Raw genomic sequence first — 12,903 nt, 5'->3', positions numbered from 1 at the left:
ACACTCATGAGCATTACTCGTTACGGCACCGGCAGCGCCGCTGCAGGCGGCACGCCTCGTCCCTTCGCCCGCGCCGTTGAAGCCGATGGCTGGCTGCACGTTTCCGGGCAGGTGCCGGCGGTGGATGGCGAGATCATTACGGGCGGTATCGTCGAACAGACCCACCAGACCATGAAGAACCTGATCGCCATTCTGCAAGAGGCCGGTTATGGCCTGGAAGACGTGGTGCGTGCCGGCGTGTGGCTGGAAGACCCGCGGGATTTCACCAGTTTCAACAAGGTCTTCTCCGAGTACTTCAAACCCGAACACGCCCCGGCGCGGGCCTGTGTGCAGGCGAACATGATGGTCGACTGCAAGGTCGAGATCGACTGCATTGCGTACAAGAAAAAGGCCTGAACCGAGTCGCGCCCATCGCGGGCAAGCCACGCTCCCACAGGTTCTGTGTGCTGCCACAGATTGCAGACACATCATCAATCCCTGTGGGAGCGGGCTCGCCCGCGATGGCGGCCTGACGGTCGGCGCGCCTATAGGTAAACTCCCGGTACTTTTATGGGAACCACTGAAATGACCGAAGACACCATCAAGCGCCGGGCACGCGGTCTGGACCGGGCGTTCGATATCCTCGACTTCCTCAAGGAGGTCGGCCAGCCCCTGCGCCCGAACGACATCGCCAACGGCATCGGCAGCCCCAAGTCCACGGTCTACGAACTGGTGGCCTCGCTGCTGGAACGACGGATCCTGGAACCGGTGGGCAAGGACGGTCACGTCTACCTCGGTCGTCAGTTGTACTTTCTCGGCCAGGCGCACTTGCGCCACTTCGACCTGACCCGCGAGGCCGATCACGCCTTGCAGGAGATCGTCAGCCAGACCCACGAGACCGCGCAGATGTGCCTGCTCAACGGGCGCAAATACACCGTCGCGTTGATGAAGGAGGGGGAGCGGCATTTCCGCATTTCCTCGGACATCGGCGAAAACGCGCCCATTCCCTGGACCGCCTCCGGGCGCCTGTTGCTGGCGCACCTGAGCGACCAGGAAATCGTCGACCTGATCGACCACGACGACTTCATCCTGCCCGATGGCGAACGCTTGCCTCTGGAGCAGTTCCTCAAGGAAATCCGTCAGGCCGGCATCGATGGCTTCTTTTCTTTCGATAGCGTCGCCGACACCTTTACCCATTGCTTCGCCGCGCCGGTCAAAGACCCCGGCGGCGTGGCCATCGCGACTTTGTGCATCGTCGCCCCGCGCGCCGATGCGAAGAAAAACTACAACGACTATCGCCGGGTGCTGATCGAAAGCGCCAACAGCCTGGCCCGTCGCATCAACGAATAACAGCGGCTGCCTGCGGCCGCTTGAACGAGGAGTTCGACCATGTCTTCTGCCCCCCATACCGCCAACGTGGACAAAGGCGCTGCCCCGATCGGTGCCAGCCTGGTGCGTGACGTCAGCCTGCCCGCGCTGGTGCTGCACCGCGAGGCGCTGGAACACAACATCCGCTGGATGCAGGCCTTCGTCAGCGACAGCGGCGCCGAATTGGCGCCCCACGGCAAGACCAGCATGACCCCGGCGTTGTTCCGTCGCCAACTGGACGCCGGTGCCTGGGGCATCACCCTGGCCAGCGCCACGCAAACCCGCGCGGCCTACGCCCATGGTGTGCGCCGGGTGCTGATGGCCAACCAGTTGGTCGGCACGCCGAACATGGCGCTGATCGCCGACCTGCTGGCCGACCCGACGTTCGACTTCTATTGCATGGTCGATCACCCGGACAACGTCGCCGACCTCGGCGCCTATTTCGCCTCCCGCGGCGTGCGCCTGAACGTGATGATCGAATACGGCGTGGTCGGTGGCCGTTGCGGTTGCCGCAGCGAACAGGAAGTGCTCGACCTGGCCAAGGCCATCGCCGCCCAACCGGGGCTGGCCCTGACCGGCATCGAAGGCTACGAAGGCGTGATCCATGGCGATCACGCCGTGACCGGTATCCGTGATTTTGCCGCGTCACTGGTGCGCCTTGCAGTGCAGCTGCAGGACAGCGGCGCGTTTGCCATTGCCAAGCCGATCATCACCGCCTCGGGTTCGGCCTGGTATGACCTGATTGCCGAGTCCTTCGAAGCGCAGAACGCCGCCGGACGTTTCCTCAGCGTGCTGCGTCCCGGCAGCTACGTGGCCCACGACCATGGCATCTACAAGGAAGCGCAGTGCTGCGTGCTCGACCGTCGCAGCGACCTGCACGAAGGCTTGCGCCCGGCGCTGGAAGTGTGGGCGCACGTGCAGTCGTTGCCGGAGCCGGGGTTTGCGGTGATCGCCCTGGGCAAACGCGACGTGGCCTACGACGCCGGTCTGCCGGTGCCGTTGCTGCGCTACAAGGCCGGCGTGGTGCCGGCCAGGGGCGAAGATGTGAGTGCCTGCAAGGTGACCGCGGTGATGGACCAGCATGCGTTCATGACCGTGGCGCCGGGGGTTGATCTGCGGGTGGGCGACATCATTTCGTTTGGTACTTCGCACCCGTGCCTGACGTTCGACAAGTGGCGTGTCGGCTGTCTGGTGGATGAGCAACTGAACGTCATCGAGACCATGGAAACCTGTTTCTAAGACAGAAACCGAGGTGTTGCCATCGCGGGCAAGCCCGCTCCCACAGGTTTTATGAACATTGCAGAACTTGTGGGAGCGGGCTTGCCCGCGATGGCGGCCGACCAGACAACATCGCAACACCAGAGACCCCACGACAATGAACACCATCAACACCCTCGGCCCCAACACCCCGCGCATTGCCCTGATCGGCGAGTGCATGATCGAGTTGCAGCATCGCGCCGACGGCAGCCTGCAGCAGAGCTTCGGCGGCGATACCTTGAACACGGCGGTGTATCTGTCCCGGGAGCTGGGAGAGAAAGGCTGCGTGGACTACGTCACCGCGCTGGGCGATGACAGTTTCAGCGATGCGATGTGCTTGAGCTGGGCTGCGGAAAACATCGGGCTCGGCATGGTCCAGCGCCTGCCCGGGCGCCTGCCGGGTTTGTATTGCATCCAGACTGACGCCGCCGGCGAGCGGCGCTTTCTGTACTGGCGCAATGAAGCGGCGGTACGCGATTGCTTCACCACCCCGGCCGCAGCGCCGATCCTCGCGGCGTTGCCGGATTACGACGTGCTGTACTTCAGTGGCATCACCCTGGCGGTACTCGGGGTGCAAGGCCGGGAAAGGTTGCTGCAAACCCTGATCGAAGCCCGCCAGCGCGATGCGCGGATCGTGTTCGACAACAACTACCGGCCACGGCTGTGGGCGTCGGTCGAGGACGCACAAGCGGCGTATCGCAGCGTACTGCCGCATGTCGACCTGGCGTTGCTGACGGTGGATGACGAGCAGGCGTTGTTTGGTTATGCCGATTGTGCGGCGGTGTTTGCCGCGTATGAGCAGATCGGTACGCCGGAAGTGGTGCTCAAGCGGGGCGCCAAAGCATGCCTGATCCGTTGTGATGGCGAGTCGTCCGAGGTACCGGCGCAGAAGGTCGAGCGGGTGGTGGACACTACGGCGGCGGGGGATTCGTTCAGTGCGGCGTACCTGGCCTCGCGGCTCAAGGGTGGCAGCCCTGAAGAAGCCGCCGAGGCCGGACATCGGCTGGCCAGCCGGGTGATTCAGGTGCCGGGGGCGTTGATCCCGAGGTAAGCGGTGAATGGCCGCTGGCTGCGCCATTGGATCGCTGGCAAGCCAGCTCCCACAGTGTTTAGCGGTGTGGCTGCAATCTATTGCAACTCACAAATCCCTGTGGGAGCTGGCTTGCCAGCGATAGGGCCCTCAAGCCAAATGCGTCAATCCCGGTAAAACACCTGCACCAGGTGATAGCCGAACTTGCTCTTGATCGGCCCATGCACCACCCGCAGCGGCTTCTTGAAGATCACCGCATCGATCACGCCGACCATCTGCCCCGGGCGCACTTCACCGAGATCGCCGCCGCGCTTGCCCGAGGGGCAGGTCGAATACTTCTTGGCCAGCACATCGAACGCTTCGCCCTTGGCGATGCGTTGTTTGAGCTGCTCGGCTTCTTCCGAGGTTTTCACCAGGATATGGCGGGCTTGAGCTTTCATGGGACAGTTACCTTGCAACGAGGCTGACAACGGGGCGCGCGATTATGCCTCAACTCAGTTCGGTTGACCGATCATCGTGCGAATCTTGTTGGCCAGCAGGTCGATGGAAAACGGTTTGCTGACCATGTCCATGCCTTCTTCGAGGAAACCCTGGCGCTCGGCGGCGATTTCCGCGTATCCGGTCATGAACAGCACCTTCAGTCCGGGACGGTGCTGACGGGCGATTTCTGCCAGTTGTCGGCCGTTCATGCCCGGCAACCCCACGTCGGTCACCAGCAGGTCCACCCGTAGGTCGGACTCCAGCACCGGCAGTGCGCCCTTGGCGTCCTCGGCTTCGTGGGCACGGTAGCCGAGCTCCTTGAGCAGGTCGAGGATCAGCATGCGCACCGCGGCATCGTCCTCGACCAGCATCACCGTTTCGCCGGCAATGGCCGCCGGTGCCTCGCCGACGACGGGTGACAGGACCTTGTCCGGCTCGGTCGAATGCAGGCGCGGCAGGTACAGGCGCACGCTGGTGCCGCGTCCGGGCAGGCTGAACAGGCTGACGTGGCCACCCGATTGCTGGGCGAAGCCGTAAATCATCGACAAACCCAAACCGGTGCCCTGGCCGATGGGCTTGGTGGTGAAGAACGGATCGAAGGCCTTGGCCAGCACCGAAGGCGTCATGCCCGTGCCGTTGTCGCTGACGGCAATCATCACGTAGTCGCCGGCATTGACCGGTTCCAGGGTCGTGATGTCGCTGCCGTCGAGGTACACGTTGGCCGTTTCGATCTGCAACTCGCCGCCCTCGGGCATGGCGTCGCGGGCGTTGATCACCAGGTTGAGCAGGGCGTTTTCCAGTTGGCTGACATCGGTGTTGACCCGCCAGATGTCCTGGGCCAGGTGCAGTTTGAGTTCGATATGGTCGCCCTTGGTACGACTCAACAAGTCTTCGAGCGAGTGAATCAACTCGTTGGCGTTCAGCGGCGTGCGGTTGAGCGACTGCCGCCGGGAGAACGCCAGCAAGCGATGGGTGAGGGCCGCGGCACGGTTGGCCGAGGATACGGCTGCTTCGGTGAATCGGCCGATCTCGCTGGCGCGGCCTTCGGCGATGTAACGCTGCATCAGGTCGAGGCTGCCAATGATGCCGGTGAGCATGTTGTTGAAGTCATGGGCGATGCCGCCGGTGAGCTGGCCGACCGCTTCCATTTTCTGGGCATGACGCAAGGCGTCTTCGGCCCGTTCACGCTCGAACATCTCGTTTTGCAGGCGCTCGTTGGCATCGGCCAGTTGGCGGGTGCGGGCGGCGACCCGTTCCTCCAGGGTTTCGTTGAGGTTGCGCAGGGCTTCTTCGGTCTTTTTGCGTTCGGTTTCGTCGATCACGAAGATATAGAAGCCGTTCACCGCGCCGTCCGGGCCGTGGCGCGGCAGGTAATTCATCAGGGCCTGGCGGATGCTGCCGTCGCGGTGTGGCGTGCTGATGCTGAAACAGCAGGGCCGGCCGGACAGCGCCTCGGTGATGTGCGGGGCCCGCAGCGCGTAGGCTTCTTCGCCGAGCACTTCAAGAATGGTCCGCCCGTACAGCTCTTGCGGCGTCAGCCCGTACCAGTCGAGGTACGCCGCATTGTTCAGGCGAAAGCGTTCCTCGCGGTCGACGTAGCTGATCAGGATCGGCATGGCGTTGATGATCAGTTGCAGCTCGGTCTGGCTCTGGCGCAGGGCCTGTTCAGTGTGTTTGCGCTCGGTCAGGTCCAGGGCGGCGCCGAGGAAACGGATCGGACGGCCATGATGGTCCTTGTAGCAGCGGCCACGGGCAAACACCCAGCGCATCTGGCCGTCGGTTTGCAGCAGACGGTATTCCTCGGCGTATTCGCTGCCGTGGGTGATGCAGTGCTTGATGCTGCGGGCGATCAGGGCACGGTCTTGCGGGTGAACGCCGTGCAGGTATTCGCTGATCGGCAACTGGTTGGCCATGGCCGGGTCGACGCCGTGGAGCTGGGCAAAATGTGCATCGGCGATGAAGCGGTCTTCGCTGATGTCCCAGTCCCAGGTCCCGACCGCATCCGTGGCGGAGAGCGCCAGTTGCAGGCGCTCCTCGGTTTCACGCTGGGCCTTGAGGCTGGCTGCCGAGCGCTGTTCGAGTTCGAGGGCGATGCGCCGACGCTCGTTGGTTTCGATGGCGGTGACCAATATCCCGGCCACCTCGGCAGCTTCGTCGCGGATCGGGCTGTAGGTCAGGTCGAGCCAGAAGTCGGACTCGCGGCCCTCGCGTTGCAGGGTGAAACGCTGCTCGCTGTAGGTTCGCACCTGACCTTGCAGGACAGCGCGGTAGATCGGGTCGGTAAAGTCTTTCAGCTCTGGCCAGATCAGGTGTGTCGGCTGTCCGAAGGCGTGGGGATGCTTGCTGCCGGCGAGCAGGGCGAAGCCGTCGTTGTAGATTTGCGTCAGTTGCTGGCCCCAGAGCAGCAGCATCGGCATCGGCGAGTGAATGACGATGTCCACGGCGGTTCGCAGGCTCTGTGGCCAGGTGCTGGCAGCGCCCAGCGGGCTGCTTGCCCAGTCGATTCGGGCGATCAAGGCCTGGGCATCGCTGGCGGTGGGTGTAGCGTTCATCCGGGAGTCCTGGGCCTGAGTCGATTTGGCTGGCCTCTATTCTTGCACAGGTGACAGGTGCAGGTAGATTCAGAGACTTGAGCGGTTCAGCGACACAACCCCTGTAGGAGCGAACTCGCTCGCGATGGTCGTCAACGATAACGCGGGCTGGCAGGTGCCCCGCGGCGCTCTCGGGTTTATCGCGAGCAAGTTCGCTCCTACAGGTAACCTTATTTCAATCCAGGAGTTCAGGCCGGTCACGAAACTGCTCCAGCGCCTCGGGATTGGCCAGCGCATCGGTGTTCTTCACCGGCTGCCCATGCACCACGTTGCGCACCGCCAGCTCGACGACCTTGCCGCTGATGGTCCGGGGAATGTCGGTGACTGCGACAATCTTCGCCGGCACATGGCGCGGCGTGGTGTTGGCGCGAATCGTCTGGCGGATTTGCTGTTGCAGCGCTTCGTCCAGTTCGAGCCCGTCGCGCAGCCGCACGAACAGCACCACTCGCACGTCATCCTGCCATTGCTGACCGATGGCCACGCTGTCGAGCACCTGCGGGATTTTTTCCACCTGGCGATAGATTTCCGCCGTGCCGATGCGCACGCCGCCGGGATTGAGTACGGCATCCGAGCGGCCGTGGATCATCATCCCGCCATGGGGCAGTTGTTCGGCGTAATCACCCTGGGCCCAGACGCCGGGGAACAGGCTGAAATAGGATTGGCGCAGCTTTTCGCCATCGGCGTCGTTCCACAGGCCAACGGGGATTGCCGGGAAGTGACGGGTGCAGACCAGTTCGCCTTTTTCGCCGATCACCGGCTGGCCGGCGTCGTTCCACACTTCGACGGCCATGCCCAGGCTCTTGCCCATGATTTCACCGCGCCTGACTTGCGACATCGGGTTGCCATTGACGAAGCACGAGACGACGTCGGTGCCGCCGGACATCGAGGCCAGGCACACGTCCGCCTTGACGTCGCGATAGACGAAGTCGTAACTCTGCGGCGACAGTGCCGAGCCGGTGCACAGCAAGGTCTTGAGGCTGCCCAGGTCATGGCTGTCACGCGGCTTGATGCCGCTGCTTTCCAGGGTCGCGAGGTATTTCGGGCTGGTGCCGAAGACGCTGATGCCTTCGTCGTCGATCAGGTCGATCAAGCGTTGCGGGTCGGGGTGGAACGGCGAGCCGTCGTATAGCACCACCGCGCTGCCGACCGCCAATGCCGACACCAGCCAGTTCCACATCATCCAGCCGCAGGTGGTGTAGTAGAACAGGCATTCGCCGGGGCCGAGGTCGCAGTGCAGGCCGTGCTCCTTGACGTGTTGCAGGAGTACGCCGCCGGTGCTGTGGATGATGCATTTGGGCACGCCGGTGGTGCCGCTGGAGTAGAGGATGTACAGCGGATGGGCGAACGGCACCGGGACGAAGTCCGGTTCTCCGCCGGGTACATAGAAATCGTCCCACAGTGTCACGTTGGCCGGGGTGTGGAAGTCTGTGATGTGCGCCTGGGGTCGTGCATAAGGCACCACGATCAACTGTTGCAACGACGGCAGCCGCTGCAGGATCTCGTTGACCTTGGCGGTCTGGTCGATCTCTTTGCCAGCATAACGATAGCCAGCGCAGGTCAGCAGCACTTTCGGTTCGATCTGGCCGAAACGGTCAACCACCCCTTGAGTGCCGAAGTCCGGTGAAGAGCAGGACCAGACAGCGCCCAGGCTGGTGGTGGCGAGCATGGCCACCAGGGTTTGCCAGGTGTTGGGCATGCACGCGGCGACCCGGTCACCGACTCTGACATCGGCGGCGATCAAACCGTTTTGAAAGCCGGCGACATGCTCTGCGAGTTCGGCCCAGGTCAAATGTTCACGCTGACCGTTTTCGCCCACGGCGACCACGGCGATTGCATCATCGCGGCGTTGCAGCAGGTGTTCGGCAAAGTTCAGCGTAGCGCCGGGGAACCATTGGGCGCTGGGCATCCGGGGGCCTTCGAGCAGCACGGCGTCGGGTTGTTCATGGAAGCGGATGTCGAAGAAATCGACGATGGCCTGCCAGAAGTCGGGGCGCTGCTCGACGGACCATTGGTGCAGGGCAGGGTAGTCGTCGATCTTGAGGTGGTGTCGCTGATTGACGAAGCGCCGGAAGGCCTCCATGCGCGTCTTGCCAATGCGTTTGGCGTCGGGTTGCCAGAGGATGTCGGACATGGTTTGCCTCTTCTTATCTCTTCAGATCCAATCGCGGGCAAGCCCGCTCCCACAGGCACCACAGAACCTGTGGGAGCGAGCTTGCTCGCGATGAAGATAACGCGGTCTGGCAGGCGATCACTGCGCCAACCACCCACCATCAACATTCCACGCCGCACCCCGCACCTGGCTGCCGGCTTCACTGCACAGGAACAACACCAGTTCACCCAGTTGCGGCGGGGTCACGAACTCCAGCGATGGCTGTTTTTCAGCGAGCAAATCATGCTGCGCCTGCTGCGGATCAACGCCACTGGCGGCACGATCATCAATCTGCTTCTGCACCAGCGGCGTCAATACCCAGCCTGGGCAGATCGCGTTGCAGGTGACCTGGGTGGTCGCGGTTTCCAGCGCGACCACTTTGGTCAAGCCGATCACCCCATGCTTGGCGGCGACATAGGCGGACTTGCCCACCGAGCCGACCAGGCCATGCACCGAAGCAATGTTGATGACCCGGCCCCAACCCTTGGCGCGCATGCCCGGCAGGCTCAAGCGGGTGCTGTGGAACACCGACGACAGGTTGATCGCGATGATCGAATCCCAGCGTTCCACCGGAAACTCATCGACCGCGGCGACGTGCTGAATGCCCGCGTTGTTGACCAGGATGTCGACGCCGCCGAATTCGCGTTCGGCATAGGCGATCATGTCGGCAATCTGCGCCGGATCGCTGACATCGGCCGGGTGATGGCCGACCTTGCCGCCGAACTGCTCCACTTCGGCGATGACCTTGGACGCATCGCCAAAGCCATTGAGGATCAGGTTGGCTCCCGCCTTGGCCAGGCTGAGGGCGATACCCAGGCCGATACCGCTGGTGGAGCCGGTGACCAGTGCGGTCTTGCCCGAAAGAGTCGTCATGAATACCTCACACAATGCCAGTGGCGTAGAAAGTGCCGATCACCACGAAAACCGCCAGGGTCTTGATCAGCGTAATACAGAAAATGTCTTTGTAAGCCTCGCGATGGGTCAGCCCGGTCACCGCCAGCAGGGTAATCACCGCGCCGTTGTGCGGCAGGGTGTCCATGCCGCCGCTGGCCATCGCGGCGACCCGGTGCAGCACTTCCAGCGGAATGTTCGCCGCATGGGCGGCGCTGATGAACTGCTCGGACATCGCCGCCAGCGCGATGCTCATGCCGCCCGAAGCGGAACCGGTGATGCCGGCCAGCAGGGTCACGGTAATCGCTTCGTTGACCAGTGGATTGGGGATGTTCTTGAGCCAGTCGGCCAGCACCAGGAAACCCGGCAAGGACGCGATCACCGCGCCGAAACCGTATTCCGAGGCGGTGTTCATCGCCGCCAGCAACGCACCGCTGACCGCGCTTTTGCTGCCTTCGGCGAGTTTGCTGCGAATCGCCTGGAAGCCGAACACCAGCACCATGAGGATGCCGACCAGCAAGGCTGCCTGCACCGCCCAGATCGCCGTGAGCTTGGCGATTTCGGTGGTCACCGGCGTGGCCATGCCCGGCAGCGCGAGGCTGTGGGTCTTGCCGTACACCTGCGGAATCCAGTGGGTGAACAGCAGGTTCATGATGCCCACCGCCAGCAGTGGCGACAGTGCCAGCCAGGGGTTGGGCAGCTTGAGGTCGGCGGCGGTTTCCGGTTCGTTGCGCAGGTCCGAGCCATAACCTTCACCGGCGCGCTGTGCCTTGTTGCGCTGGCGCTGGAGAAACAGCATGCCGGCGCAGAACACGAAGATCGTGCCGATCACCCCGAGCCACGGCGCCGCCCACGCGGTGGTGTTGAAGAAGGTGCTGGGGATGATGTTCTGGATTTGCGGCGTGCCGGGCAGGGCGTCCATGGTGAACGAGAAAGCGCCGAGGGCAATGGTCGCCGGGATCAGGCGCTTGGGGATGTTGCTCTGGCGGAACATCTCAGCGGCAAACGGATAGACCGCGAACACCACCACGAACAGCGACACGCCGCCGTAGGTCAGCAGGGCGCAGACCAGCACGATCACCAGCATCGCCTGGCGGGTGCCGAGCAGACCAATCGCCGCAGCGACGATGGAGCGGGAGAAACCGGACAGTTCGATCAACTTGCCGAACACCGCGCCGAGCAGGAATACCGGGAAATACAGCTTGATGAAGCCGACCATTTTTTCCATGAACACGCCGGTGAAAGCCGGGGCGACGGCGGAAGGGTCGGTGAGCAGAACGGCGCCGAGCGCGGCAATCGGGGCAAAAAGGATAACGCTGTAGCCACGGTAGGCAGCCAGCATCAGCAGCGCGAGGGCTGCCAAGGCAATGATCACACTCATGGTGTGTCTCCTGGTTGTTATTTTTGTTGGGTGAAGCTTGGTAGGAGATGCGTATAGCGAGTTTTGTGCCAGATGATTAAGTTATTGAAATATAAGGGTATATTTATATTATTTGAATTTTCTTGATCGTTTTGTCTCTTTTTTGAGACTTTTATTGGCAGTGTTGGCCTCATCGCTGGCCAGCCAGCTCCTACAGGGGGTTGCGTAAACCTGTAGGAGCTGGCTTGCCAGCGATTCGCGCACAGCGCGTCCAATAAATGAGAATTGCGTCTCGTTATAGAGACTCTACGATCCCCAGCGCCACCATCTTCTTGTACAACGTCGACCGTCCAAGCCCCAGCCGCGCCGCTGCTTCAATCACCTTGCCCCCGCATTGCGCGAGGGTGGACTCGATCAGTTGCCGGTCAAAACGCTCCCGTGCCGCACTGAAGGTCTCGTGGGCAAAGGGTTCCAGGGGCAAGGGCACCACGCGTTCCACCTGGGTGAACGTACCAATCGCCGCGCGGATGTCCGCCGCGCTCAGGCGCAGGTCGTCACTGAGCAGCGCGGCCCGCTCCAGCACATTACGCAGTTCGCGAATGTTCCCCGGCCAGGCGTGTTGCCCCAGCAGTTCCAGAGCTTCGTGGTGCAGTTCATGCTGGCTGCGAAGTTCCTCGAGAATCGCTTCACTGAGCGCCGGCACGTCATCGAGGCGGTCGCGCAAGGGCGGCACCTGGATTGGCAGCACGTTGAGCCGGTAGTACAGGTCGGCGCGAAATTCGCCGCGCTTGATCGCCGCTTCAAGGTCGGTCGAGGTCGCGGCGATCACCCGCACATCGCTCTGGATCACCTCGTTGGAGCCCACCGGCTCGAATTCCTTTTCCTGCAACACCCGCAGCAGTTTGCTTTGCAGGGGCAGCGGCATGTCGCCGATTTCGTCGAGGAACAACGTGCCGCCCTGGGCGATCTGCAATTTGCCGGCGCGGCCCTTGCGGTCGGCGCCGGTAAACGCGCCGGGGGCGGTGCCGAAGAATTCGGCTTCCAGCAGTGATTCGGGAATCGCCGCGCTGTTGATGCTGACAAACGCCTTGTGTGCACGGGGTGAGGCATTGTGGATGGCCTGGGCCAGCAACTCCTTTCCGGTGCCGGTTTCGCCGAGCAGCAGCACCGGCGATTCGGTGCTCGCACTGCGCCGGGCACGGCGTTTGACTTCGAGGCTGGCGGCGCTGGTGCCGATGAAATGGGCGAAGTTGTATTTGGTTTGCCGCGCGCGCAGCAGCGAGCGGGTGGAGGCCAGTTCTTCCTGCATGCTCATGTAGCGCTTGAGCATCGGCGACAGGCTGCGCAATTCGTCGAACAGGGCGAAACCGATGGCGCCGATCACCACGCCGGAATCATCGTGAATCGGCAGGCGCATGACCACCAGCGGCTCTTTGGAGGTGTCCTGCATATCCAGCAGGATCGGCCGGCCGGTGCGCACCACTTCACGCAACAGGCTGCCGGGGATCACGCTTTCGCAGGGTCTGCCGATCGCATCCTGCGCCGATTGCAGGCCGAAGCGCCGGGCATAGCGCTCATTCATCCAGACGATGTTGGCATCGCGGTCGACAATCACCGTGCCCTCGCTCGATTGCTCGATGATCTCGAACAACGAACGGATCGCCAGCAAGCGAACGCGCTGGTAGTCCTTGAGGTTTTCGGTGGTGTTCATCTGTATTGATCCTGATTTCTTTTTGACTGTTCCGGCCCCATCGCGGGCAAGCCCGCTCCCACAGGGAAATGCAATCCCCTGTGGGAG

Annotated in this window: 10 protein-coding genes; 4 read left to right on the top strand and 6 right to left on the bottom strand. The window is 62.8% G+C overall.

The annotated features are described in order from the left end of the window. Window positions 1-6: 6 nt before the first annotated feature. The 4 genes from EI969_RS05060 to EI969_RS05045 all read left to right on the top strand — a co-directional run bounded on the left by EI969_RS05060 (window position 7) and on the right by EI969_RS05045 (window position 3,655). Window positions 7-396, top strand: a complete 390-nt coding sequence (locus EI969_RS05060; protein ID WP_034147161.1) for a RidA family protein — start codon at window positions 7-9, stop codon at window positions 394-396. Window positions 397-564: 168 nt separating this feature from the next. Further along, the gene (locus tag EI969_RS05055; RefSeq protein WP_160386206.1) at window positions 565-1,329 is read left to right on the top strand and encodes an IclR family transcriptional regulator; all 765 of its coding nucleotides are present in this window, start codon (window positions 565-567) and stop codon (window positions 1,327-1,329) included. Between the two features lie 39 nt (window positions 1,330-1,368). After that, window positions 1,369-2,586 (top strand): amino acid deaminase, encoded by a 1,218-nt coding sequence (locus EI969_RS05050; protein WP_160386205.1) that lies wholly within the window; start codon window positions 1,369-1,371, stop codon window positions 2,584-2,586. Between the two features lie 136 nt (window positions 2,587-2,722). Beyond that, window positions 2,723-3,655 carry a sugar kinase gene (locus tag EI969_RS05045; RefSeq protein WP_160386204.1) on the top strand — a complete coding sequence of 311 codons (933 nt, stop codon included), beginning with the start codon at window positions 2,723-2,725 and terminating at the stop codon, window positions 3,653-3,655. 143 nt (window positions 3,656-3,798) lie between these two features. Here the strand turns inward: EI969_RS05045 and EI969_RS05040 are convergent, their stop codons facing one another. From EI969_RS05040 to EI969_RS05015, 6 genes are all read right to left on the bottom strand, one after another. Beyond that, the gene (locus tag EI969_RS05040; RefSeq protein ID WP_007898282.1) at window positions 3,799-4,074 is read right to left on the bottom strand and encodes a peptidylprolyl isomerase; all 276 of its coding nucleotides are present in this window, start codon (window positions 4,072-4,074) and stop codon (window positions 3,799-3,801) included. Window positions 4,075-4,128: 54 nt separating this feature from the next. Then, window positions 4,129-6,666: a PAS domain-containing sensor histidine kinase gene (locus EI969_RS05035; protein ID WP_160386203.1), complete on the bottom strand. Its 2,538-nt coding sequence runs from the start codon at window positions 6,664-6,666 to the stop codon at window positions 4,129-4,131. Between the two features lie 214 nt (window positions 6,667-6,880). After that, window positions 6,881-8,836: an acetoacetate--CoA ligase gene (locus tag EI969_RS05030; RefSeq protein WP_160386202.1), complete on the bottom strand. Its 1,956-nt coding sequence runs from the start codon at window positions 8,834-8,836 to the stop codon at window positions 6,881-6,883. A gap of 117 nt (window positions 8,837-8,953) precedes the next feature. Further along, entirely contained in the window at window positions 8,954-9,727 is a 774-nt protein-coding gene (locus tag EI969_RS05025; protein ID WP_095941906.1) for a 3-hydroxybutyrate dehydrogenase, read from the bottom strand. Window positions 9,728-9,734: 7 nt separating this feature from the next. Next, window positions 9,735-11,126, bottom strand: a complete 1,392-nt coding sequence (locus EI969_RS05020; protein ID WP_160386201.1) for a GntP family permease — start codon at window positions 11,124-11,126, stop codon at window positions 9,735-9,737. Window positions 11,127-11,400: 274 nt separating this feature from the next. Next, a complete protein-coding gene (locus tag EI969_RS05015) occupies window positions 11,401-12,816 on the bottom strand; it encodes a sigma-54-dependent Fis family transcriptional regulator (RefSeq protein WP_160386200.1) in 1,416 nt (471 codons plus the stop codon). Window positions 12,817-12,903: the final 87 nt, after the last annotated feature.

It is taken from the genome of Pseudomonas sp. PB101, assembly GCF_009764265.1.
Taxonomy (GTDB): Bacteria; Pseudomonadota; Gammaproteobacteria; order Pseudomonadales; family Pseudomonadaceae; genus Aquipseudomonas.
The sequence above is the reverse complement of the archived record's forward strand: the minus strand, read 5'-3'. Positions and strand labels throughout refer to the sequence as shown.

Bases quoted from the DNA above. Each gene is read 5' to 3' on its own strand.
- EI969_RS05025 (WP_095941906.1), bottom strand. From the start codon at position 9,727: ATGACGACTCTTTCGGGCAAGACCGCACTGGTCACCGGCTCCACCAGC.
- EI969_RS05020 (WP_160386201.1), bottom strand. From the start codon at position 11,126: ATGAGTGTGATCATTGCCTTGGCAGCCCTCGCGCTGCTGATGCTGGCT.
- EI969_RS05040 (WP_007898282.1), bottom strand. From the start codon at position 4,074: ATGAAAGCTCAAGCCCGCCATATCCTGGTGAAAACCTCGGAAGAAGCC.
- EI969_RS05060 (WP_034147161.1), top strand. From the start codon at position 7: ATGAGCATTACTCGTTACGGCACCGGCAGCGCCGCTGCAGGCGGCACG.
- EI969_RS05035 (WP_160386203.1), bottom strand. From the start codon at position 6,666: ATGAACGCTACACCCACCGCCAGCGATGCCCAGGCCTTGATCGCCCGA.
- EI969_RS05045 (WP_160386204.1), top strand. From the start codon at position 2,723: ATGAACACCATCAACACCCTCGGCCCCAACACCCCGCGCATTGCCCTG.
- EI969_RS05050 (WP_160386205.1), top strand. From the start codon at position 1,369: ATGTCTTCTGCCCCCCATACCGCCAACGTGGACAAAGGCGCTGCCCCG.
- EI969_RS05015 (WP_160386200.1), bottom strand. From the start codon at position 12,816: ATGAACACCACCGAAAACCTCAAGGACTACCAGCGCGTTCGCTTGCTG.
- EI969_RS05055 (WP_160386206.1), top strand. From the start codon at position 565: ATGACCGAAGACACCATCAAGCGCCGGGCACGCGGTCTGGACCGGGCG.
- EI969_RS05030 (WP_160386202.1), bottom strand. From the start codon at position 8,836: ATGTCCGACATCCTCTGGCAACCCGACGCCAAACGCATTGGCAAGACG.